The 23,642-nt window shown below is 56.4% G+C and carries 20 protein-coding genes and 1 rRNA gene; 13 read left to right on the forward strand and 8 right to left on the reverse strand.

Annotated features, from left to right (window positions below):
• Window positions 1–126: 126 nt before the first annotated feature.
• Together rrf and FHR99_RS00010 are read left to right on the forward strand one after the other, a co-directional pair.
• Window positions 127–242 (forward strand): 5S ribosomal RNA (gene rrf, locus FHR99_RS00005).
• A 459-nt stretch (window positions 243–701) separates the two neighbouring features.
• Window positions 702–1,742 (forward strand): 1-acyl-sn-glycerol-3-phosphate acyltransferase, encoded by a 1,041-nt coding sequence (locus FHR99_RS00010; RefSeq protein ID WP_183408494.1) that lies wholly within the window; start codon window positions 702–704, stop codon window positions 1,740–1,742.
• A gap of 40 nt (window positions 1,743–1,782) precedes the next feature.
• Here the strand turns inward: FHR99_RS00010 and FHR99_RS00015 are convergent, their stop codons facing one another.
• Both FHR99_RS00015 and FHR99_RS00020 read right to left on the reverse strand, forming a co-directional pair.
• Window positions 1,783–2,673: an LLM class flavin-dependent oxidoreductase gene (locus tag FHR99_RS00015; protein ID WP_183408495.1), complete on the reverse strand. Its 891-nt coding sequence runs from the start codon at window positions 2,671–2,673 to the stop codon at window positions 1,783–1,785.
• Window positions 2,674–2,794: 121 nt separating this feature from the next.
• Complete coding sequence (locus FHR99_RS00020) at window positions 2,795–3,964, reverse strand: alkane 1-monooxygenase (RefSeq protein ID WP_183408496.1); 1,170 nt, start codon at window positions 3,962–3,964, stop codon at window positions 2,795–2,797.
• 98 nt (window positions 3,965–4,062) lie between these two features.
• On the opposite strand from FHR99_RS00020, the gene FHR99_RS00025 reads away from it, so the two are divergent.
• Window positions 4,063–5,088, forward strand: coding sequence for an AraC family transcriptional regulator (locus tag FHR99_RS00025; RefSeq protein ID WP_281388499.1), 1,026 nt, complete (start codon window positions 4,063–4,065; stop codon window positions 5,086–5,088).
• 9 nt (window positions 5,089–5,097) lie between these two features.
• Entirely contained in the window at window positions 5,098–5,511 is a 414-nt protein-coding gene (locus FHR99_RS00030; protein ID WP_183408498.1) for a PaaI family thioesterase, read from the forward strand.
• A gap of 64 nt (window positions 5,512–5,575) precedes the next feature.
• Here FHR99_RS00030 and FHR99_RS00035 read toward each other — a convergent pair whose 3' ends face one another.
• Genes FHR99_RS00035 through FHR99_RS00045 form a run of 3 tightly spaced genes read right to left on the reverse strand, consistent with a single transcriptional unit; the run spans window position 5,576 to window position 8,777 of the window.
• Window positions 5,576–6,823, reverse strand: a complete 1,248-nt coding sequence (locus FHR99_RS00035; RefSeq protein WP_183408499.1) for a DsbA family protein — start codon at window positions 6,821–6,823, stop codon at window positions 5,576–5,578.
• A gap of 45 nt (window positions 6,824–6,868) precedes the next feature.
• The gene (locus tag FHR99_RS00040; RefSeq protein ID WP_183408500.1) at window positions 6,869–7,882 is read right to left on the reverse strand and encodes an ABC transporter permease; all 1,014 of its coding nucleotides are present in this window, start codon (window positions 7,880–7,882) and stop codon (window positions 6,869–6,871) included.
• A 4-nt stretch (window positions 7,883–7,886) separates the two neighbouring features.
• On the reverse strand, window positions 7,887–8,777 hold the full coding sequence (locus tag FHR99_RS00045; protein ID WP_221200395.1) for an ABC transporter ATP-binding protein: 891 nt from the start codon (window positions 8,775–8,777) through the stop codon (window positions 7,887–7,889).
• Window positions 8,778–8,851: 74 nt separating this feature from the next.
• On the opposite strand from FHR99_RS00045, the gene FHR99_RS00050 reads away from it, so the two are divergent.
• The 6 genes from FHR99_RS00050 (at window position 8,852) to dmpG (ending at window position 15,240) form a co-directional block, all read left to right on the forward strand.
• The gene (locus FHR99_RS00050) at window positions 8,852–10,159 is read left to right on the forward strand and encodes an AmpG family muropeptide MFS transporter (RefSeq protein ID WP_183408501.1); all 1,308 of its coding nucleotides are present in this window, start codon (window positions 8,852–8,854) and stop codon (window positions 10,157–10,159) included.
• A gap of 162 nt (window positions 10,160–10,321) precedes the next feature.
• A complete protein-coding gene (locus FHR99_RS00055) occupies window positions 10,322–11,533 on the forward strand; it encodes an acyl-CoA dehydrogenase family protein (RefSeq protein WP_183408502.1) in 1,212 nt (403 codons plus the stop codon).
• Between the two features lie 11 nt (window positions 11,534–11,544).
• Window positions 11,545–12,375 carry an alpha/beta fold hydrolase gene (locus FHR99_RS00060; RefSeq protein ID WP_183408503.1) on the forward strand — a complete coding sequence of 277 codons (831 nt, stop codon included), beginning with the start codon at window positions 11,545–11,547 and terminating at the stop codon, window positions 12,373–12,375.
• The gene (locus tag FHR99_RS00065; RefSeq protein WP_183408504.1) at window positions 12,368–13,153 is read left to right on the forward strand and encodes a fumarylacetoacetate hydrolase family protein; all 786 of its coding nucleotides are present in this window, start codon (window positions 12,368–12,370) and stop codon (window positions 13,151–13,153) included. The genes FHR99_RS00060 and FHR99_RS00065 overlap by 8 nt, the downstream gene beginning before the upstream one ends.
• A 126-nt stretch (window positions 13,154–13,279) precedes the next feature.
• Entirely contained in the window at window positions 13,280–14,194 is a 915-nt protein-coding gene (locus tag FHR99_RS00070) for an acetaldehyde dehydrogenase (acetylating) (RefSeq protein ID WP_183408505.1), read from the forward strand.
• 17 nt (window positions 14,195–14,211) lie between these two features.
• A complete protein-coding gene (gene dmpG / locus FHR99_RS00075) occupies window positions 14,212–15,240 on the forward strand; it encodes a 4-hydroxy-2-oxovalerate aldolase (RefSeq protein ID WP_183408506.1) in 1,029 nt (342 codons plus the stop codon).
• An 8-nt stretch (window positions 15,241–15,248) separates the two neighbouring features.
• Here the strand turns inward: dmpG and FHR99_RS00080 are convergent, their stop codons facing one another.
• Window positions 15,249–16,460 carry a methyltransferase gene (locus FHR99_RS00080; RefSeq protein WP_183408507.1) on the reverse strand — a complete coding sequence of 404 codons (1,212 nt, stop codon included), beginning with the start codon at window positions 16,458–16,460 and terminating at the stop codon, window positions 15,249–15,251.
• 124 nt (window positions 16,461–16,584) lie between these two features.
• Here FHR99_RS00080 and acnA point away from each other — a divergent pair, with 124 nt between their 5' ends.
• Window positions 16,585–19,224, forward strand: a complete 2,640-nt coding sequence (acnA, locus tag FHR99_RS00085) for an aconitate hydratase AcnA (protein ID WP_183408508.1) — start codon at window positions 16,585–16,587, stop codon at window positions 19,222–19,224.
• Window positions 19,225–19,269: 45 nt separating this feature from the next.
• Here acnA and FHR99_RS00090 read toward each other — a convergent pair whose 3' ends face one another.
• Window positions 19,270–21,054, reverse strand: coding sequence for a DEAD/DEAH box helicase (locus tag FHR99_RS00090; RefSeq protein WP_183408509.1), 1,785 nt, complete (start codon window positions 21,052–21,054; stop codon window positions 19,270–19,272).
• Between the two features lie 186 nt (window positions 21,055–21,240).
• Here FHR99_RS00090 and FHR99_RS00095 point away from each other — a divergent pair, with 186 nt between their 5' ends.
• Both FHR99_RS00095 and FHR99_RS00100 read left to right on the forward strand, forming a co-directional pair.
• Complete coding sequence (locus tag FHR99_RS00095; RefSeq protein ID WP_183408510.1) at window positions 21,241–21,759, forward strand: DUF411 domain-containing protein; 519 nt, start codon at window positions 21,241–21,243, stop codon at window positions 21,757–21,759.
• Window positions 21,760–21,897: 138 nt separating this feature from the next.
• Complete coding sequence (locus FHR99_RS00100) at window positions 21,898–23,001, forward strand: SDR family oxidoreductase (RefSeq protein WP_183408511.1); 1,104 nt, start codon at window positions 21,898–21,900, stop codon at window positions 22,999–23,001.
• Here the strand turns inward: FHR99_RS00100 and FHR99_RS00105 are convergent.
• Window positions 22,927–23,589 (reverse strand): hypothetical protein, encoded by a 663-nt coding sequence (locus tag FHR99_RS00105; RefSeq protein ID WP_183408512.1) that lies wholly within the window; start codon window positions 23,587–23,589, stop codon window positions 22,927–22,929. The two genes, FHR99_RS00100 and FHR99_RS00105, sit on opposite strands and share 75 nt — an antisense overlap.
• Between the last annotated feature and the right edge of the window lie 53 nt (window positions 23,590–23,642).

Consider the following 23,642-nt stretch of genomic DNA (forward strand, 5'->3'; position numbering starts at 1 on the left):
GTTGTTACACGACCGAGAAAGCAGAATGTACTCAGACAAAAGCTATCAGTTTAACCATCACCCTATTTGTGTGTGAACGAGCAGGCTAACGTAGCCGGTAAGACTCCAACACCACAAACCAGTTTGCCTGGCGACGATAGAGACGTGGAACCACCTGACCCCATCCCGAACTCAGAAGTGAAACGCGTCATCGCCGATGGTAGTGTGGGGCTTCCCCATGTGAGAGTAGGTCATCGCCAGGCTTCTAAATCAAAACGCCCAGATCGGAAACGGTCTGGGCGTTTTACTATGCGCGTAAAACACCTTGGGCAACTCGCGATAACCGTACGGTCAGACCCAAAGCGTTCCCTTCGGTCACGGGGCAGGCCCTCGCCAGGCTTCTAAATAAAACACCCCGGTCAGCATTAGCTGTCCGGGGTGTTTTATTTAGGACGCGATAACCTGCTGCCACTACAAAGGCCCATGTGTACCCAAAGCACTCGCTGCGCTCATGGGGCATGCTAACAACCTCCTGCACCGAAGGTGCCAGCTTGGGACCCAAAGCATTCCCGCTGGTCATGGGGCCGGCTCTGTGCCGAAGGCATCCCGAAGGGATTGCGAGCGCTGCTCGCAACACAATGTAGGTCAGCTTCAAACCTATTTACCCGCTCTCCCCATCCAAATCTCCCCAATTGCGTATACTAAAGCCAAACAAATAACGAATGGCCCACCCATCAATGATTTGGTTGACCCACAATACGCTCTACCGAAGGCTTGTATCAGTTCCCCTGATTTTCCTTACAACAACCCTGATGCTTTGTTTGGCACCACTGTGGATCCCACTAAGTTGGCTTGCAGGACGGTTGTTTCCCAAGGCGCGTTCGGCACTTCGGTGTCTTTGCTTTATCACCACTTATCTATTGTGTGAGAGCGTCGGAATCGTCGTCAGCGCACTCTTGTGGGCGGCAAACGTAGCGACGGGTAGGGACCGCGCATCTTTTCTCGAAAATAACAGGAAGCTGCAATTCTGGTGGGCAGAAAGTCTGCGCAAAGCCGCCGAAAAGTTGTTTCGCCTACGATTCGTGGTTGACGGCGAGGATGCCTTGCAAGGTCCTGCTGCGATCGTATTGCCCCGCCATACCAGTATCGGCGATACGATTTTCCCGGTGACTTTTTACGCCAAGCCATTGGGGCTTGGTGTGCGCTATGTGTTGAAGCGTGAGCTGTTGCTGGATCCGTGCTTGGATATTGTCGGTAATCGGCTCGCAAACGTATTTTTGAACAGAACGGCGGACGATATGTCCTCCGAGCTGCAGGCGATACGGCAATTGGCGGCTGACGCCAATGACGCTGAGAGCCTCGTCATCTACATGGAGGGAACCCGATTCTCGCAATCCAAACGCGACAGAATTGTTGAGGGTTTACGGCAGCGTGAAGATGACTCCTTGCTGGACTATGCAGAAAAATGGGATAACGTTTTGCCGCCGAGAATGGCTGGTGCCATGGCGTTGATGGACGGAGCCCCGAAAAAAGATCTGTTGTTTTGTGCACACGCAGGGTTCGAAGGTTCCGCGAGTTTCGCCATGTTGTTCAACGGTGGTTGGATGGATACGGAGGTGCGTATCCGGTTCTGGCGGGTTTCAGCCTGCGACATTCCCCATGATAGTGAAGCCCGAAAAGCCTTATTGTTATCGCAATGGGATCGGGTGCACCGCGAAGTGGCTGCCTTGAACCGCGAGTCACAGGCGCCTAACTCAGCATAAATGCTAGCGCGGCGTCTTAGCCACACCGCTGCGCAGCTTTCTACAGTTGAGCAATCACTTCTGCGGCCCGATCCACTTCGGCTGGATCGATGCTGGTGGGTATCAAGAGCAATTCGTTTGTACCAATATCGGCGAAGGCTTTAAGCCGGTCTTTTAGGACTTGTGGCGTTCCGCGAAAGCCGCCGGCTTTTACCATGGCTGCGCGAGATTGCGGATCAAGCCAGTTAAAATAACGTTCCAGGTGGGTTTCCACCTGATGGTCTGCATTGTCGCCTAGCGCGAACCAAAAGGCCGTGTTCAATTCAGGTGCCCGAGTATTATCGGCCTTTGTCCAGGCTTGCTGGATCTGGTCAAAGGCCAGTTCTGCTTCAGCAACCTCGCCGGTCATGCTCATACCACAGACGCCGTCCGCCCAGCGCGCTGCGCTGGCCATCCCCTTAGGGCCCATGACGCCCGCCAACAGAGGTGGATGGGGCTGTTGGATGGGGTAGGGCTCCACAGAACGAAGAGCGCCTTCGACGCAATTGTCGCCTCGCCACACGGCCTTCATGGTCTCGATGTGCTTCTCCATCACTGAGATGCGCTTTTCGGTTAAGGGAGTGCCTGTCGCGCGGTAGTCTTCTTCCCGGCCGCCGGTGCCGACTCCAATAGTCAGACGCCCACCACTCAACACGTCCACGGTTGCCAATTGCTTTGCGAGAATCACCGGATTGTGAGTGGGCAGAACGATGACGGTCGTGACGAGTTGCACTCGCCGAGTTAACACTGCACAAGCGCCGAGCGTTGTAATCACTTCCGGGCTAGGAAAGCAGGTGCGTTCACCCAGTGCGAGGCTACTGAACGGACCGTTATCTATCTTTTCGCACCACTGGAGAAGTATGTCCCGGGTCCAGCCGGGTTCTGTCACAGGGAGGGTCATCCCGATCTTCATGGTTTGCTCTTCGTATAATCGTTAACTAACGGGTACAAAGATTATCGATCGGGAGTGGCGCCTGTACAACGTGGGGATGGTTTAACAATGTTGTACAGGCGCAGTTTTAGCCACGATAGGGTCAGGCGAACTGCTCAGTCAGTTGCTGATAATAGTGGCGTTTCGGTTCGTGGAGATTGGTTTTGTCGAGATCCCCCCCGGCCCATTCCAAGACACGCTTGTCCATCACCCGGAACCAAAGTGGCGGTATGTAGGCCAGCAGAAACATCTCGTAGTAGCCCCAGGGTAATTGAGGTACATCCTCAAAGTGGCGCAAGCACTGATAGGAGCGGCTGGGATGCGCGTGGTGATCTGAATGCCGCTGCAGCTGGAAGGTAAACAGGTTCGAAATCAGTGCATTCTGATTCCAGGAGTGCTGGGGGCGCGGCGGTTCGTATCTGCCGCTCGCATCTTTTTTACGGAGCAGGCCGTAGTGTTCAATGTAGTTGGCCAGTGAAAGATTCATATGACCCAGCCAGCTGGCGAATAGAACAAAGCCAAGGATTTTTGCGCCAAATAGCAGCCCAACGGCAGAGATAAATAGAGCGCCGATAATTATGCCCGGCAAAATTTCATTGTCGCGAGACCAAAAGCCTTTGCCGAGTTTGTTCAAGCGTTCTTTTTCCAGACTAAACCCGCGAATCCAGGTTTTGGGCTGTTCCCGCAGAATAAACTGGTAGAAGTTTTCGCCGAGGCGTGAAGAGGCATGATCATCCGGGGTCGCAATCGCGCGATGGTGGCCGCGGTTGTGCTCTACATTGAAGTGGGGGAGCAGGGCGATTCCCAAGGCCAGGCTGGCACCGGCGCGGTCACTGCGGCCACGCTTATGGCCCATCTCATGGCCGAGATTAATCAGTCCACCGCCAAAACCCATACAGGCAATCGACAGTGCAAAGAGGCCAAGCCAGGAAAGGTCAGCGGCCGCCGCGTAATAAATACCGGTGAACCAGGCTGCGATGCTTCCGACCAAAGCAAAAAACAAGGCGCGTTTAAAATAGGGGTCGGCTTCCAGTGCCGGCACATCTTCTTCGCTGTGGTTATTGGGGTCCTGACCGAGGAGTCGGTCCAACAGGGGAACGCCGATGTAGAAAATTGGATAGCCGATGGCCAGCCACGCCACATTGCCGGTCAATTCGGCAGGGATAATGCCGATCAATAGTACCCAGGGCATGACGGCAGCATTGATTAGCCATAACCATCTCAGACGCCGCGTTAAGTCGGTAATCGATACAATGGATGCTTCGCTGGTCATTAAATAGTCTCCCCTGTTGGTTTTATGATCAGACTACGCCCCTCCTATCGGCCTTCCCATGTTGTCATTGACCTGAAAAATTGTTAATTTCGGCCAGTATGGATGAAAATCACAAGAAAGCGCGGGCCCTCCGCCCGGCGGTTGGGCTCCAACTGCTCTGCCAGACCTTGGATGAACTTGGCCTTGATGCTGAGCCTGCGTGCCGGTCAACGGGCTTGGCCAAGCGTGACCTCGATACGCCCGGGCACTTGATTAGCCGAGACGACGAGGTCCGTTTTATTGAGGCCACGCTAGCCACTGTTGAGCGGCCAGACCTGGCGTTTCGCGTTGGAACGCGCTACCACTTCGGCGTATTTGGCGTGTGGGGGCTGGCTTTGGCAACCAGCCGGGACTTATTGCAGGCGCTAGAAGTGGCTCAGGAGTTTATCGAATTGACCCACAGCTTCGCCGGTCTCAGGGTCTCCACCATTGGTGACAGCGCGGTGATTGGGATTCAGCAAGACTACCCATCAGGACCGGTACAGGGCTTCGTGCTGGAGCGCGATCTTATGGTTACCTTGATGATCGCGAGTGAGATTGCCGGGCGAAGGCTACCGGTGGAGCGGGTCGAGGTGGCGCTTCCTCGCCCGGCTCATTCTGACTTATTGAGTCGTTTGCTTGATTGCGATGTGATGTGGAACAGTGATCGCACTGCCGCAACGATCGCGCTGGAGGAGTTGCGTAAACCTCTACCACAAGCTAATCCAATCACCTGGTCAGCCTGTGTGCGCCAGTGCCGCGAATTGATCGCCCGACAGTCCGGTGAGGATAAATTTTCCTCTATCGTTAAGGCTGAAATTACGCGTACCCGTTTCCGCGGCATCACCGCTGTGTGTGAACAGTTGCAAACCAGTGAGCGCAGTTTACGTCGACGCCTCAGTGCAGAGGGCACCAGTTTTCGAGAGCTTCAACAGTCGCTAAGGCTTGCTCTGGCTGAGCAGTATCTGGCGGATCATACGCTGACACTGGAGCAAGTAGCCGACCGGCTGGGGTATAGTGAGGCGGCTAATTTCTGTCACGCCTTCAGAAGCTGGACCGGGCAAACCCCGAGTGCAGTTCGAAAGCAAAGCATCATCAAACAATAAGGGAAGCAGATGCAGGTAGACGCAATCAGGGAATTTATGCGGGAGTCTTTTCCGCAGGCGAAAGTGGATGTGCTGACAGTGGGCAACAAAGGCTCAATGTTACGTCAGGAAATCGACTTCTCTCACCTTCGACCGGGTGGAACGGTTTCAGGGCCAACGCTTATGGGGCTCGCGGATGCTGCGTTATACGTCGCTATTCTGGGCGAAATTGGTCTTGTCGCACTGGCGGTCACCACCAACCTCAATATCAACTTCCTGCGAAAACCTGCTGCGGATAGGGCGTTGGTGGCTGAATGCCGATTAATCAAGCTGGGTAAGGTGCTGGCCGTGGGAGAGGTCTACCTGTACTCGGAAGGTTCTCAAGAACCGGTAGCGCATGTTACTGGCACCTATTCCATCCCGCCGAAGCGGGATGGCAATTGATAGCCGATCGGATTTTTCACAATTCTAGCTGCGCTGGCAGACTTCAAGGCAGCCAGCGCTTGTGTCAGTTCTGGCGGCGCACAACTTCTTCAATCATCCACAATCTGTCCTGTCCCCAGATGGCGAACTCTCCCATCCGGAAACTCGGGACGCCCCACAACCCGGCCTCAAATAAGGCATTGCGGTTGTTCTCTGCGTAGTCGATATTCGCCGTGTTCAGCGCCTGATGAACTTCGCGCCAGGTGAGGCCCGCGTCGTCGCAAGCATGTCGCAAACCCTGATCTGTAGCTAGATCTCTGGCTTCCGACCAGGCCGCCTGTCCTGCCGATACGATGAAATCCAGCTTCTGTTCTGGCGAGCCTGCGGTGGTGAAGGCTTTCAAGGCGCGTATTGCACCGTCACCTATCGGGTCGGCGCACAAACCAAAATCAATATTCAGGCTGGAGGCTTCCCGCGCTGCGTCTCGCAGAATATAGAGCCGTTTCGCCAGCGGAACCTTGAAGCCGCGCATCGCCATTGGCAGTACCGGCCTAATATCCAGCGCTGCGTTAAGGGATTCGCGCTTTCGCTGCAAAACCGTTGCCGCAATAAACGAATAGGGGCTGCGGAAGCTGAGAAAACATTCCACTGGTGTATTGGCGGGTATATTCGGTAGTGCGGCTTTTTCGGGTGAAAAGGGCAGGGCCGGGCCGTTTCCTTGCCATAGCCGTTTGGCTGCCACGGCGGCGACCAGCCGATCGAAGCGGTCTACTGCCCAGAACCACTGGCCGTTGAATTGCCACATTCCGGGTAAATAGTGGCCCAGCTTTTCGCGCCGGGCGTTGTTGCGTGCGAGTTGTTTTGACGTTTCTTCACGCAGCGCCTCCTTCATTTCGTCGCCCGAAAACAGCGTGCGGGCGATGCGGGCTTCTTCGGCAACAAAACGTTCAGGCTCAGCGGCGACTGCGAGCAATTGCTGGGCTGCAATCTGGCGTTGGTGTTCTGATACCACCTGAGCATTTGCTGGGAAGGAAAGGTCATAGGCTGGGGCGATGCGTTGTGCGTCTAGTACATTGTACTGGCGCTGACGCGCAAGCTCCGGATAAATCGGGCTCTCCTGCTGGCTGACAATGAAAATCTTGACCGGTGTGAGTGTTTGCTCAAGCACACGGGGCAGCAATTGGGCCGCCAGATGTGAATGCGGATCACCGGGTTCGTAGTAGAACTCGATAGCCGGTGATTTTAGCAGGCCGTTTTCCCATCTTACCCGCCAGCGGTTCAGTGGACTTTGAGAGTGGGCTAGATGGCGAATCAGTCGCGGTGGCAGTTTCATGGGGCTCCTTGTGCGTGGGGCTCTTATTGGATGTTAGCTAAAGCCTTATTCTCGCTGCCAGCGGAATAGTCGAGCGGCCAGCAGCAGGCAGAGTAAGGTTGTGATCAACAGCGCCAGCAGATGGTGGGCAATCGCCGCAAAGCCGGCGCCTTCAATCATCACCGCACGGGCGGCTTTAACGACATGCGTCAGGGGCATCACGTTGGCCATGGATTGAATCCAGCCCGGTGCGTTTTCCAGACTGAACCAGATCTCCGAGAAGAACATCATGGGCCAGGTCAGGGTGTTCAGGAGGCCACCAGCCAGTTCCTCGCTGGCGGTACGCGAGGCAATGACCAGCCCCAGTGATAACAGCGACAATGCGCCGGCGAGGGCGATCAGCAATAGCAGGCTGTAGTCGCCGAGCATAAGTAAGTTCAGAAAATAATCGCAGCCGACAAAAATCAGTCCGTTGACCACCACCACAATCATCAGCCGTGATGCGACCTGAGCCACGATAAACTGCAATGCGCTTACGGGAGTGGCCTGAAAGCGCTTTAACACGCCGTTTTGACGATATCGAACGATGACGTAACCGATGCCGAACAATGAAGCGAACATCATATTCATGGCCAGTACGCCGGGCATCACCCAATCCACGTAACGCACCGCCTGACCGGTAAGCTGTTCTTCGTGCAGCGCTTTGTCGCCATCCAGTGCGCGTAACAATTGTTGGGCTGCAAGACCGGGCGAGGATTCCGGGTTGACCCAATAGCGCAGGCCATCGTTCTCACGGCTGACCAAAAGATCAATCTGGTGATGGGCGATCTGTTCCAGTGCCCGCTCTCTGGCGCTGTACTCGGTAATGTCGGTGTAGTTCTGTTGCGCTATAGCCAGATCGTTATAGCTTTGGGCTTCACCCAGCAGGCCGAGGCGAATCAGGGTTTGATCAGGTTTGGAAAAGACCAGTGCGCAACCGACGATGATCAGTAGCGGGAAAATAAAAGCCCAGGACAGGGCCGCCCGGTCCCGGTAAAACTCCATATTGCGCGCGGTAAATAGCGCCCAGAACTTGCGCATGCGATTAATCCCTTAGGGCGTGGCCGGTCAGTTTAATGAAGAGATCTTCCAGCGTTGGGTTGTGAACGCGAAGGGTCGAGAGATCCAGATCAAAAGCCATCAATTCCTGTAGGGTTTTTTCAACGCTCAGTGTATCAATGGTGACGACGCCCGGCGTCGCGCTGACGTCGCCAGTAACCGCCGCCGATTCGATGACTGTTTCCGTATGTAAGGATACTTGACGGTGGGGAAGGTGTTTTTGCAGTAAGGCCTGAGGTGAGCCCTGATCAATAATCTTACCGTGATCGATAATCACCAAGTCGTCGCACAGAGATTCCGCTTCGTCCATGTAGTGGGTGGTGAGAATCACAGTCTTGCCCTGTTTTTTGATGCGATCAATCAAATGCCAGAACCGACGCCGGGACTGCGGGTCGAGGCCGGTGGTGGGTTCGTCGAGAAAGACAATTTCCGGATCGTTAATCAAAGCGAGGGCCAACAGCAGGCGCTGTTTTTGGCCGCCGGAGAGCCGATTGGCTTCCTGATCGAGAAATTCACCCAGATCGCACAGCGTGACCAGCTCGTCGATGGCCAGTGTTTTGTCGTAAAAACTGTGGAAGAGGGCCAGAACTTCCCGAACCAGCAAAAAATCCGGCAGGGCGGTGGATTGGAATTGAATGCCGCACTGTTGCGCAAAATCCTCACCGCGCGGTGCGCCCTTGTACAAAATCTCGCCGCTGGAAGGCTTCTTAATACCTTCAATCATTTCGATGGTGGTGGATTTGCCCGCACCATTCGGGCCGAGTAGGCCGAAGCAGATTCCGGTAGGTATGCTAAAGGAAATACCCTTCACCGCCTGCACCAGTCGGTAGTGCTTGGTCAGGTTTCGAACTTCCAGAATTGGCGTTGTGGATTCCAGCACGCGCAGTCCTCGCGAAAACAAGCGGCGCAGTATAGCATGGGTCTTTTCCTGACTCGTCGACCCTCTGGATCATGCAGAATTCGCAAATAGGCTGGCTGGACGCCGCCCGGATATACACGCATCCGCGCGTGTTGGCTATGTTCTTTCTGGGCTTTAGCGCTGGGCTTCCCTTTCTTCTGGTGTTTGCAACGCTGACCGCGTGGTTAACCGATGCGGGAGTTGCCCGCAGCGCGATTGGTTTTTTTGGTTGGATCGGGATTACCTATTCCATCAAAGTGCTGTGGGCTCCCGTCGTGGATCGACTGGTGCTGCCGGTGATTGGTCGCAAGCTGGGTCAGCGTCGAAGCTGGATGCTGCTCGGGCAGTTGGGTATCGCTGCCGGTCTGGCGGGGATGGCGTTTGTTGACCCGGTCGATAATCTGGCGCAGGTGGCGCTACTGGCCCTGCTGGTGGCTTTTGCCTCATCGACTCAGGATGTGGCCATTGATGCCTATCGCATTGAGGCAGTAATTACTCATTATCAGGGCGCCATGTCGGCTAGTTACGTATTCGGTTACAAGGTGGCGCTGCTGGTCGCCGGTGCAGGGGCTTTATTTATCGCGGATTTTGGCAGTTGGCTGCTGGCCTATCTGTCGATGGCTGCCCTGATGGGGGTTGGCGTGATTACCGTCTTGCTGGTTGCCGAGCCTGAACGGGATTTGCCGGCCCCTATTTTTGGTCGTCACAAGGACCGGCTGACGGATCTGGGGGTGTGGTTCAGCGATGCGGTTATCAGCCCCTTCACCGACTTCTTTAATCGCAATGGTTCTTTTGCGCTGGTTATTCTGCTGTTTATCGCCGTGTTCCGGCTCAGTGATATTACGATGGGGATTATGGCCAACCCCTTTTACCTCGATTTGGGCTTTAGCAAATCCGAGATTGCTTCGGTGGCGAAAGTCTTTGGCTTTTTCATGAGTGTGGCCGGGTCCTTTCTGTGTGGCGTGTTGGTGGTGCGCTGGGGCGTGTACCGGCCATTGATGCTGGGCGCGGTGCTGGTGGCGTCCACCAATATCCTGTTTGCTGTTATGGCTCAGTTGGGGCCGGATATTCGCGCGCTGGCGGTCGTGATCAGTGCCGATAATATCAGCGGCGGCATTGCGGCTACCGCTTTTGTCGCCTACCTCTCCGGGCTGACTAATCGTGCCTACACAGCAACACAATATGCCCTGTTCAGTTCACTGATGACCCTGCCGGGCAAGTTTTTCAGCGGTTTTTCAGGCTTGATTGTCGATGCCAGCGGTTACACCTGGTTTTTTCTGGTGGCAGCGGCGGTTGGTATTCCGGCCATTCTTCTTGTGCCGGTGCTGGCCCGGCGCGAGGCAAAGGGCCAGTTAAGTTAGCGTTGATTACCGCCGTAGAGTTGTCTAAACCCTTGCCCTGTGGGCAGTAATTGCCGGGGCTCTGGCCGGTTTCCCGCCCGGAATATGGCCCATTTGGACTATAGTCGCCCGCCGCCAATCCGCTAGAATTTTCGCCTTTAGTGATAACCGGGAGTAATGGCGATGGACGGTACCGTTCGTGTTGATAACGACAAAGGGCTGACTTCAGAACTGGCGCAAACACTGCTGCAACGGGCTGAAGCCCTGCAACCCGCCCTGCGTAAGCGCAGCGCAAAAGCCGCCGAACTCCGCCGTATTCCCGATGAAACCATTGCTGACTTCCAGTCTGCGGGCTTCTTCAAAATGCTGCAGCCGGAGCAGTGGGGCGGTTATGCCCTTGACCCGCAGGTGTTTTACGCGGTGCAGATGAAAATTGCCGAGGCCTGCATGTCCAGCGCCTGGGTATTGGGTGTGGTGGCCGTGCACAACTGGCAGCTGGCTCTGTTCGACGATCAGGCGGCTCAGGATGTGTGGAAGGATGATCCGACTACCCTGATTTCTTCTTCCTATGCGCCGGTTGGCAAGGTAGAAAAAGTCGACGGTGGCTACAAGCTGAGCGGCCAGTGGGGCTTCTCAAGCGGCAGCGAGCACTGCGACTGGGTCTTCCTCGGTGCGGTAGTGCCGGAAGAGGGTGCGCCCTTTGATATGCGCAACTACCGCACTTTCCTTGTTCCCAAATCTGATTACGAAATTATCGATACTTGGCATGTGGTGGGCCTGAAGGCCACCGGTTCGCAGGATATCCGCGTCGATGGCGCGTTTGTTCCGGAGCACCGCACGCATAAGCTGCTCGACGGTCACAACTGCGACAACCCCGGCAACGCCGTGAACGACGCCCCGGTGTTCCGTTTGCCCTTTGGTCAGGTCTTTGTGCGCGCCGTTTGCACCGCCTCGCTGGGCGCATTAGAAGGCGCGCTGGCGTCTTACATTGAAACCGCCAAAACCCGCATGGTGGGTCCGGCGAAAATGGCAGACGACCCCTTTGCGCGGCGCCTGGCCGCCGATGTGAAAACCGCCATCGTGGAAATGAAGCGCACCATGTTCTCCAACTTCGATGCGATGATGGACTGCGCCCGCGCCGGCCAGCCGATTGCGATCGATGACCGCGTACAGTACCGCTTTGATTCGGCGGTGGTGGCGGATCGCTGCGCCGAGCTGTCGGCTCGTATGCTGAAAGCGGTAGGCTCCAAGGGTATCTTCCTGGGTAATGGTGTACTGGAGCGCCATCTGGACATCATGGCCAGTCAGGCTCACGTAGCCAATAATGTGAACATGTACGCCAACAACTTTGGCGGTGTACAGTTTGGTAACGATAATACCGACCTGAACCTGTAAGGATACGAGCGATGCCCCAGTTGGTTGAAGGACTGCCGGAAGGCAAATACGCAAAGCTGGCCAACGGCCACACTATCCATTATCTGGATCAGGGCAGTGGTGAGCCGGTGGTATTTCTGCACGGCTCTGGCAGCGGTGCCAGCGGCCACAGCAACTTCAAGTTCAACTATCCTTTTCTGGCGGAGAACGGTTTCCGTTCCATCGTGCCGGATCTGATCGGCTACGGTTATTCCGACAAGCCCGACGATGTGGAATACCACATCGACTTCTTTGTGGAGTGCGTGAAGCAGACGCTGGACGTGATCGGTGTGGAGAAAGTTCACCTGATCGGCAACTCCCTCGGCGGTGCCATTGCTATCCGCTATGCGCTGACCTATCCGGAGCAGGTGAAAACTCTGAATCTGATGGCACCCGGTGGTATCGAAGAACAGCCTTCCTACTTCAATATGCCCGGCATGGCGATTATGAAGGAAGTGTTTACCGGTGGGCCGAACAAAGAAGCGCTGGAGCAGTTTATCCGCCGCGGGCTGGTGTTTGATGAGAAGCACGTAGACGAGCAACTGGTAAACGAGCGCTGGGGCATTTTCCAGCAGCAGAACATGCAGGTGATCAACACCATGGTGGTGCCCAATGTCGAAGACCGCCTCGGTGAGTTGAACTGTCCCATCATTGCCTTCTGGGGCGCGAACGAAAACATGATGCCGGAAACCGGCATCGCCAAGCTCACCAAAAAGTGCAAAAACATTCGCCTGACCATCGTTTCCGAGTGTGGCCACTGGGTGATGGTGGAGCACAAGGATCTGTTTAACCGTATGACACTGGATTTCTTGCGTAATGGATAAAGCGAAACAGGAAGCCCTGGGTGACGAGCTGTACACCGCGCTGACCACCCAGACCACGCTTACGCCCTTTACCGAGCGTGAAGCCGATATCACCATCGATGATGCCTACTACATCTCCTTGCGCATGGTGAGCCGCCGGGTGGAAGCGGGTGAGAAAATTATCGGCAAGAAAATCGGTGTGACCAGTAAAGTTGTGCAGGACATGCTCGGTGTGCACCAGCCGGACTTTGGTTTTCTGACCGACAAAATGGAATACGCTAACGGTGCAGATATTCCGGTGGCCGGTAACCTGATTGCGCCGCGCGCGGAAGCCGAAATTGGCTTCAAACTGAAAAAGGATTTGGTCGGCCCCGGAGTGACCGAGCAGGACGTGCTGGATGCCACCGACTACATCATGCCCTGCTTCGAAATCGTTGATTCGCGGATCAAGGACTGGAAGATCAAGATTCAGGACACCGTCGCGGATAACGCATCCTGTGGTGTCTTCGTGCTGGGCGAAGAAAAAGTTGATCCGCGCACGGTGGATCTGCCCAACCTGAAGGTCGTTGTGAAAAAGAATGGCGAGTTTCTGAGTGAAGGGCTGGGCAGTGCAGTGCAGGGTAACCCGCTGACGGCGGTGGCCTGGCTGGCGAATACGCTGGGCGCCTACGATATTCCGTTCATGGCTGGGGAAGTGATTTTGTCCGGTTCCTTGGTGCCGCTGGAAGATGTGAAGGCCGGCGACAAAATGGAAATGGTTCTGGAAGGTGTTGGCAGCGCGAGCTGTCAGTTTGTGTGAAATACAACCCTCACCCCGGCCCTCTCCCTGAGGGAGAGGGAGGTTACTGCCCAGGCTAAGGCGGTGCGTCCCCTCTCCCTTTGGGAGAGGGGCAGGGTGAGAGGAATTCTGTAACAAGAGGCAATCATGGCTGAAAAAATCAAGGCAGCAATTATCGGTCCCGGTAATATCGGTACCGACCTTCTGATCAAGGCTCTGCGCAGTGAGTATATCGAACCAGTCTGGATGGTGGGTGTAGTCCCGGATTCTCCCGGTCTGGCCCGTGCCCAGGAACTGGGTCTGAAGACCACCGCCGAGGGTGTGGACGGCATGCTGCCCACGATGAAAGAAGATGGCGTGCAGATCTGCTTCGATGCGACTTCTGCCTACGTTCACGCGGAAAACTCGCGCAAGGTGAATGAGCAGGGTGCGGTTATGATCGACCTCACGCCCGCGGCGATCGGCCCTTTCTGCGTGCCGCCGGTTAACCTGCAGGCAGCCGTCGAGGCGCAAGCCATGAACGTCAACATGGTGACCTGTGGTGGTCAGGCGACTATCCCGATGGTGGCTGCCGTGTCTCGCGTGCAGAAAGTGACCTACGGCGAAATTGTGGCGACCGTGTCGTCCAAGTCTGCCGGCCCCGGCACCCGTAAAAACATTGACGAGTTTACCCGCACCACCGCCAACGGTATTGAAACCGTCGGTGGCGCTGGCAAGGGCAAGGCGATTATCGTTATCAACCCCGCCGAGCCGCCGCTGATCATGCGCGACACCATCCACTGCCTGACCGAAGACGAGCCGGATCAGGATGCCATCCGCAAGTCCGTGGATGAAATGATTGTGGAAGTGCAGAAGTACGTGCCCGGTTACAAACTGAAAAACGGCCCCGTCTTTGACGGCAAGCGCGTCTCCATCTTTATGGAAGTGGAAGGCCTCGGTGACTTCCTGCCCAAGTACGCGGGCAATCTGGACATCATGACCGCCGCCGGTCTGCGCACCGCGGAAATGTACGCTCAGGAAATTCTGGCGGGCCGCTTCGAGCCCAAGCCGGTCGCCGCTTAAGAGAGAGGATTTGCAGCATGGATTTGAACGGTAAGAAAGTCACTCTGCACGATATGTGTCTGCGCGACGGCATGCACGCCAAGCAGCACAAGATCAGCCTCGACGAAATGGTAGCGGTTGCCAAGGGACTGGACGATGCGGGTATGCCCCTGATTGAAGTTACCCACGGCGATGGTTTGGGCGGCGCTTCTGTGAACTACGGCTTCCCCGCGCACAGCGATGAGGAATACCTGAAAGCGGTATGCGGCGCAGTGAAGAACGCGAAAATTTCAGCGCTGTTGCTGCCCGGTATCGGTACGGTTGATCACCTGAAAATGGCGGTTGATTGTGGCGTAACCACCATTCGCGTAGCGACCCACTGCACCGAAGCCGACGTCTCCGAACAGCATATTCATATGGCTGCGGATATGGGCCTGGATACTGTTGGCTTTCTGATGATGGCCCACATGATTGAGCCGGAAGAAATTCTGGAGCAGGCCAAGCTAATGGAAAGCTACGGTGCAAACTGCATTTACTGCACCGATTCCGCAGGTTATATGCTGCCCGATGACGTGGCAAAGCGCATCAGCCTGCTGCGCGCCGAACTCAAGCCGGAAACCGAGTTGGGCTTCCACGCTCACCACAACCTGAGCCTGGGTGTGTGGAACTCGCTGGTGGCCGTTGAAAACGGCGCCAACCGTATCGACGGTTCTGTGGCGGGCCTCGGCGCCGGTGCGGGTAATACCCCGCTCGAAGTGTTTACCGCAGTAGCCGATCGCATGGGCCTGAAGCACGGTATCGATCTCTACAAGATCATGGATGTGGCCGAAGAGATTGTAACGCCGATTATGGATCAGCCGATCCGAATCGACCGCGATGCGCTGGTGCTGGGTTACGCCGGTGTGTACTCGTCTTTCCTGCTGTTCGCTCAGCGCGCCAGCAAGAAGTATGGCGTTTCTTCACGGGATATTCTGGTGGAACTGGGTCGTCGCCGCACCGTTGGTGGTCAGGAAGATATGATCGAAGATCTGGCGCTGGATATGGCCAAGGAGCAGGGCAAGCTTTAAGCTTGCCCTCAGCCCAACCCTCTCCCGGTGGGAGAGGGAGTTCTTATCGCATCTACCAGGATATTCCTCGGCGTCAGCTCTGTTTCACAAAACGCCACCCACCGACAACGGTATCCGTTTTCCTCCAGAAACATCATCTGATCCAGCACCAGCCATAACTCCAACGGCCGGCGAAACAGTTCCCGCACTAGCTCCTGCCTCGCGACGATTTGGTAGCGTTCCCGGCCCCGTTTTTCAAAGGCTGGGTAATCAAGTTGCTGCGGCAATTGAATCTGCCGATAACGCGCGGCTTGCTCTGCAAACTCTCTAAAGGTTTTTGGTTGATTGAGTCGGTTTAGCGGCGGCGTGTGCAGGTAGGTGTCTTTACCGCGCACGCTACGCTGCAGCGCATCGAATCCCAATCGCCAGCTTTGGTGTTCCACAAAACGCTGTTTTTCCGCGTGACCGGCTGTGGAGTTTTGGCGTACCGCGCCGCGAATTTCCGCGCTGGTGAGATTCAAGCCCTGGGCCTGTCCAAGTTGCGATAGCGGCGAGTATTCGCCGGGCAAAAACTTGTGATAGCAACAAGGTGACCAGCTGATTTGTTCGCAGCCCACGGCCACGGCGTCGCGCAAGAGTTTACGATGCAGCTCACCGCAAGCGTGGAGGGCAACAATCTGCTGATTAGTATCCAGAAAGTGTCGAGCTTCCGGTGACAGGACATCGCAGCGGTGAATGTGAATCGGGTCGTTACCGGACAGTGTATTGCCCGCTTCAACCAATATCGGGTCAATTTCCAGCGCGGTCACCGGCTGACCGTGGCGGGTGTGAATCTCACGACCCAGATGGGCCTTGCCGCTGCACCAGTCGAGCAGCGGGTGCTCCGGTGCCGGCAGCGCATCACAAAAAGCGCAAATCTGTGCCCATTTGCGACCGGGTACATGACTGGGCTCTTTGCTTAGCCCGTTGCCGGGCGAGCGACGTGTAAGGTCTGGTGCCGGCAGCTCGCACAGCTGCTTGATGGCCTCGCACTGGGTGGGTAGTACTCTGGTGAGAGCGCTTATCAATGCCTCGTCACAGGCCTGCGCGGCAAGCAGCGAAGCATCATCAATGGCATTCAGGTGATCGGTGAGGGGGCTATCGTCTGCCCACTCGGGCGCCGCCATAAAAGGCTGACAACGCCAGTATTGTGCATTTTCACGCAGCAATTCCGTCAGTTGAAGAAGTCGTTCAGCGGGCATATTTACTGCGCATCGGTTCGGCTTTTGCGTGCGTATTGGTTAAGGTAGCCTATGATAACAGTTGCTATCGATAAGAAAGGCCCGCGCGTGCGAATTGCCGGCCAGCCGTAAAGGAGCAGACCGTATGAGCCAGAATCCCTTCAGTGCCCATTTGCAATCCGGCGGTGAAACCTACCGCTACTACGCCTTCGATAAACTCAAGGATCCCCGCGTCAAGCGCTTGCCCAACTCGCTCAAAGTCTTGCTTGAAAATCAGCTGCGGCATTTTGGTGGTTCAGCTAATCAGCAGGATATCGATGCCTTTCTGCACTGGGTAGACGAGCCCCACCAAGGGACCGATATCAACTTCTCCCCGGCGCGGGTTTTGATGCAGGATTTTACCGGCGTGCCGGCGATTGTGGATCTGGCCGCCATGCGTGAGGCGGTTGCCAAAAACGGGGGGGATGTTTCCGTGATCAGCCCGCAGGTGCCGGTGGATCTGGTTATCGACCACTCGGTGAGTGTTGACCACTTCGCTTCTTCTCGCGCCTTTGGGGACAACGTTAAACTGGAAATGGAGCGCAATGGCGAGCGTTATCGTTTCCTGAAGTGGGGCCAGCAGGCTTTTAAAAATTTTCAGGTCGTGCCGCCCGGCACCGGTATCTGTCACCAGGTCAATCTGGAGTTTTTGGGTAAGGTGGTGTGGCAGCGCGCAGTCGATGGCGAGAAAGAAGCCTATCCGGATACTTTGGTGGGCACCGATAGTCACACACCGATGATCAATGGCCTGGGTGTACTGGGTTGGGGTGTCGGTGGCATCGAGGCAGAAGCGGCGCTTTTGGGGCAGCCGGTTTCCATGTTGCTGCCAGAGGTGATTGGCGTAGAGTTGAGTGGGCGTTTGAAAGCGGGCGTGACCGCCACCGATCTGGTACTGACGGTGGTGGAAATGCTGCGCAAGCACGGCGTGGTTGGCAAATTCGTGGAGTTCCACGGGCCGGGGCTTGCTGATCTGGCGGTGACTGACCGCGCGACCATTGCCAATATGACCCCGGAGTTTGGGGCCACCTGTGGTTTCTTCCCGGTCGATGAAAAGGTCATCGAATACCTGCGTCTGACCGGTCGCGATGACGCCACCCTGCAACTGGCGGAAGATTACTCCAAGGCTCAGGGGCTTTGGCGCGATGATGCGGTAGACATGGTCTTCAGTGCCAATCTGACGCTGGATCTGGCCACGGTAGAGCCGAGTCTGGCTGGCCCCAAGCGACCTCAGGATCGGGTTTCCTTAAGTGGATTGAAGAAAGCCATCACCGAATGCATCCACGAGTTTGATCGCAGCGAAACGGATCAAATCCCGGTGCCGGAGATGGGCTTTGATATGCCTGAAGGGGCAGTAGTGATCGCTGCGATCACCTCCTGTACCAATACTTCCAACCCGGATGTCATGTTGGCGGCGGGGCTGATGGCCAAGGCGGCCAACAAGCGAGGGCTAAAAGTTAAGCCCTGGGTTAAAACCTCACTGGCGCCCGGCTCCAAGGTGGTGAGTGACTATTTTGCTCAAAGCGGGCTGCAGGAAGACCTGGATGCGCTCGGCTTTAATCTGGTGGGTTATGGTTGCACCACCTGTATCGGCAACTCCGGCCCCTTGCCCGAGGCGATCGATAAAGCGATTGCGGACAAGAGCGCGGTGGTGAGTGCGGTATTGTCGGGCAACCGCAACTTTGAGGGGCGAATCCACAACAATGTGCGCGCTGCCTGGCTGGCTTCTCCGCCGCTGGTGGTGGCTTTCGCATTGGCCGGTACCACGGTGATCGATTTGCAGTCTGAACCGTTGGGCGAAGACAGTGATGGCAAGCCGGTCTATCTGGTGGACATCTGGCCGAGCAATGACGAGATTCAGTCAGTGCGTAAATCCATTGACGGTGAGATGTTCCAGGCCGCTTACGAAGGCGTGTTTGAAGGTACAGAGGTATGGAAGGGGCTGGATGCCGGCTCCGGTAAAACCTACGGTTGGCAGGACGACTCCACCTATATCCACTGCCCGACTTTTTTCGATGATCTTGGCGAACCTCTCAGCGAGTTCCCCGTCGTTAAAAGCGCGCGCATCCTCGCGATTCTTGGGAACAGCGTGACCACGGACCATATTTCGCCGGCGGGCGCGATAGCCCTCGAAAGTCCGGCGGGTCGTTACTTGCGTGAGCGCGGGGTCGAGCCAAAAGATTTTAACTCTTACGGATCGCGGCGCGGCAATCACGAGGTAATGATGCGCGGCACCTTTGCCAACGTTCGTCTGCGCAACAAAATGGTGGATCGCGAGGGCGGCTATACGCGTTTTATGCCAGACGGCGAAGAAATGAGTATTTTCGACGCTGCCATGAAGTATCAGGAGAGCGACACGTCGCTGGTCATTTTTGCCGGTGAGCAATACGGCACCGGCTCAAGCCGCGACTGGGCCGCGAAGGGTACGAACTTGCTGGGTGTTAAAGCGGTGATTGCAGAAAGCTTCGAGCGGATTCATCGCTCCAATCTGGTGGGTATGGGTGTACTCCCGCTGCAGCTTGAGAATGACAGTGAAATGCTGCAGTTGCACGGTGACGAGACCGTCGATATTCAACCATTGGAAAATGTGCTTGAGCCAGGTATGAAGGTCAAGATTGTGGTCAGCCGCAATGATGGTAACCGCCACGAGGCACTGGCGCGCTGTCGAATCGATACCGTGAGTGAGATGGACTACTTCCGCCACGGCGGCATCTTGCACTACGTACTGCACCAGCTGCAGAAAAACTGATACTGCAGGCCCTTCAATGGAAGGGCCACATTCCAGTCTTTATCTTTACGGTTTGGGTCGCTTGCGCGGTCCACCGCTGGGTTTTTTCGGACCGGCGTCATTCGATTTGCCGGTTTTTTTCGCGCCGGCTTTCTTGCCTGCGGCGCTTTTCCCGCCCGGCTTTTTGGGGCCGGGCTTCTTTGGGCCGCGCTTGGGTTTTTCGTCACCCGCACGCTCCAGCATCATCGGCTGCTGACGCACGCGCACCTTGCGCAGGTGCGCCAGCAGATCGTTGGGCATGCCGTCTGGCAGCTCGATAATGCTGTAGTCCTGAAAAATACGGATCTTGCCGATGTAACGGTTCTCAATGCCTGCTTCATTCGCAATCGCGCCGACGATATCGCCCTTGGTGACATTGTGCTGTTTGCCAACCGCCATACGGAAGGTTTCCATGGCCACGTCTTCGGGAGCCAGCGTCGGTTCATGCAATACCGGCTTGGACTTGCCCTCGAACTCCCGCTCCTTGCGTGCCGGTGGCGGAATGATGGAGCGATCGCGCTGGGCCATAAAGGCCAGTGCCGCGGCAACTCGCGCGGGATCCGCGCCGGATTCTTCGAGATAGCTGTCGAGCAGATCGCAGAAAAAGGTCAGGTCTTCACTTTCTAGGGTGCTGCTGATGATGTTTTTGAACTCATCAATGCGCTTCAGATTCACTGCTTCGCGGGTGGGCAGTTCCAGCCAGTTTACGCTCTGGCCGGTAACGCGCTCGATGGTTTTCAGCATGCGCTTTTCGCGCGGTGCCACAAACAGAATCGCCTTGCCGCTGCGCCCGGCACGCCCGGTGCGGCCGATGCGGTGAGTGTAGGCTTCGGCATCATAGGGAATATCAAAGTTGATCACGTGCGTGATCCGCGCCACGTCGATACCGCGCGCCGCGACGTCGGTGGCGACCACAATATCGATGCGCTCGGTTTTCAGATGTTCAATGGTTCGCTCGCGCAACTGCTGCGTCATATCGCCATTGATGGCGCCGGTGCGATAGCCCCGTGCTTCCAGTTTTTCTGCCAGTTCGACGGTCTGGTTTTTGGTGCGCACAAACATGATCACACCGTCGAAGTCCTCGACCTCGAGTATGCGGGTCAGGGCGTCGAGTTTATTAGTGCCGGATACCTGCCAGGCCCACTGTTCAATGCGGGCGACAGTACGCTCTTCCGGTTCGATGGCGACAGTCACCGGCTCGTTCAGGTATTGCTTGGTGATTTTGCGAATCGGCGGTGGCATGGTCGCGGAAAATAGCGCTACCTGACGTTGCTCTGGCGTCTGATCGAGAATCCAGGTTACGTCGTCGATAAAGCCCATGCGCAGCATTTCGTCGGCTTCATCTAGCACGACAGTTTGCAGGGCGTCCAGCGACAGGGTGCCGCGGCGCAGATGGTCCATAACCCGGCCCGGGGTGCCGACGATGACGTGAACACCTTCACGCAGGGCCTTGAGCTGCATGCCCATTCCCTGACCGCCGTAAACAGGCAGAACCCGAAAGCCCGGCAGTTTGGAGGCGTAGGTCTTGCAGGCCTCTGCAACCTGTATGGCCAGTTCACGCGTTGGCGCCAGAATCAGTGCCTGCGGTTTGCGCACCGACACGTTAATATTGGCGAGTACCGGCAGCGCGAAGGCTGCGGTCTTGCCGGTGCCGGTCTGGGCCGTACCCAGCAGATCCTTGCCTTGCAGCAGACTGGGGATGGCTTGCGCCTGAATGGGAGAGGGCTGCTCGTAGCCAACCTGAGACAAAGCTTCAAGAAGGTTGGCGGGCAGGCCGAGGTCCGCGAAAGTAGCGGGGGCAGATTGGGTCATTCACATTTCCTGGTGATTCGGGCTGACGGGCTCATGGAGCCAGCGGCTGAGCCCTGGGCGGGGGCGGGCAAAAGGGCGGAGATTATACGCGTAATTGCGGTATACCACCAGTTTATTCGTACCCCGTCGCTTGACTCGTCATTACAAAGCATAGATGCTGCTGCCACAGAATTGAAGGAGATGACCATGACGCTGTTACGTTCGGCTTTTACTCTGCTGCTGGTGTTTTTCGTCGTGGGCTGTCAGGAGGCTTCGCCGCCCACCGCCAGCGATGGTGTGGATCAGGATGGCCTGGCCACTGGCGATGCCGGTGCGGATTTTCAGATATACAAAAGCCCGACCTGCGGCTGTTGTGGAGAGTGGGTTGAGCATATCCAGCATGCGGGCTTCTCCACGGCCGTGCATCACCCGGATGATCTCGGCGCACTGAAAGCCGAGCAGGGCATTGCTCGTGAGTATCAGTCCTGCCATACCGCCGTTTCGCCCAGTGGTTTTGTGTTTGAGGGGCATATCCCGGCTCGTGATATTGAACAGTTTCTTGAGGCGCCGCCCGAAGGCGCCATTGGGCTGGCCGTGCCGGGCATGCCCGTTGGCAGCCCAGGCATGGAAGTGGGTGATCGCTTTACCCCCTACGATGTCCTGTTGTTAAAAGCCGACGGCAGCAGTGAGGTGTTCCGTCACGTTGCCAGCGCAAGCGAACAGTAGTCCTCTCCCGCCATCACGGTCCAGCGTCGTTTCAGGCGCTGGCGCCAGTTGAATCCCTTCGGTTCCTCCGGACAAGTTTGTACCCGCTGCACCCTCTTAGCATGACCATTCATTCAAACGTCAGCACGGGTGCAGAGGATGGCAGAACACGTTTTGGTAACCGGGGCCAACGGCTATGTCGCCAGTTGGGTAGTGAAGGCTTTTCTGGAGGCGGGGCATCATGTTCGTGCTACGGTCAGAAATCCAGATGACCGGCAAAAGGTCGGACACTTGCGAGCCTTGGCAGACTCGAGCGCGGGCTCACTCACGTTCTACAAGGCAGATCTGTTTGATGCAACCGCCTTTGATGAACCGATGCAGGGTTGCAGCATCGTGGTTCACACGGCCTCTCCTTTTACCACGAAAGTTTCCAACCCCCAGCGCGATCTGATTGATCCTGCCTTGCAGGGCACACGCAATGTGCTGAATGCCGTCGAGCGGACGCCGTCGGTGACGCGTGTCGTGCTGACCAGCAGCTGTGCGGCCATTTTCAGCGACAATATTGAATGTGCCAATGCGCCTGAGGCGGGGCTAAATGAATCGCACTGGAATACATCCTCGTCACTCGAACACAATCCTTATCACTATTCCAAGACCCTTGCCGAACAGGCAGCTTGGGAAATGGCCGAGCCCCAATCGCGCTGGCGACTCGTCGTGTTAAATCCAGCCTTGGTGATGGGGCCGGGTCTGAACCCCAATGCAACGTCGGAGTCGTTCGCTATTATGGGGCAGCTGGCGCGCGGCGAGTTGAGGTTTGGGGCGCCGGGTATTGGTGCGGTAGTGGTAGATGTGCGCGATCTTGCTGAGGCGCATCTGCGAGCCGCAACGCTGCCAGATATGCATGGCCGTTACGTGATAAGTGGCAGCAATACCACCATTTTGGAAATCAGTCAGTCGCTTGAGGGGGAGTTTGGCGACCGAGTGAAATTGCCAAAACGCGAACTGCCGAAATGGTTGGTCTGGCTGCTGGCGCCGGCGGTGGGGCAAACGCGCAAATTCATCAGTCGTAATGTGGGGTATCGCTGCGCTGTGGATAATACCCGCAGCCGCGAGGCCTTGGGTATGTCTTATCGGAGCCTGAATGAAACCACCTGTGACTTTTTCCGTCAGCTACTCAGCCCGTGTGACTCAGCGCCCGATGGTCAGCGTGAAGGACTGTTGCTGCCAGAGACGGCCGGTGTAAATCAGCAGGCCGATCAGTAGCACAATCAGCCACCACTCAAAGGCATTTTCGAGTCGGTCGTAGTCGTCCCCCATTAGGGCGTCGAGCAGTAGTGAGAACAGCGCGATGCCTAGAATAACGGCACAGGCTCGAGCCAGAGTGCGACCGGCCTGAGCCAGCTGTGGCCGCGTGGTTATCGTTTTTAATGCCTGCGCCAGCGCTGCGAAATTGATAAAGCTGAGCCCGAGAAACAGTACGACACCGAAACGCCGCAGCGTGCGGAAATGATCACCGCTGTGCCCCAGTGACAGGGTGTAGAGCAGCAGGGCCAGCGAGGCGATAAGGCCAACCACGCCGAGCCAGCGCTTGGGGCTGTTATGTGCGGTGAGCCATCCTTGTGTCAGCCACCAGAACTGCGCCAGCAGCACGCAGGCTGGAATCATGCCTCCCTTGAAGACAAAGTAAGCGCTGCCGTAGCGGCCGGATTTGCTGATACTCACGCAGTCTGACCAATAAGGGACGCAGCTGTGAACATGGCCTTCATTGAGCGATAACAGAAAACACAGGTGAATGGTGGTGAGCACCAAAGCGGCGATCGTGTAGGGGAGCAGGGCGCAGCGTAGAGTCATGCCAACAGTGTAGAAAATTTAATGGGGGCTTGCCTGTTGGGGCTTGCATTCGT

The sequence above is a fragment of the Litorivivens lipolytica genome (assembly GCF_014191715.1).
GTDB lineage: Bacteria > Pseudomonadota > Gammaproteobacteria > Pseudomonadales > Spongiibacteraceae > Litorivivens > Litorivivens lipolytica.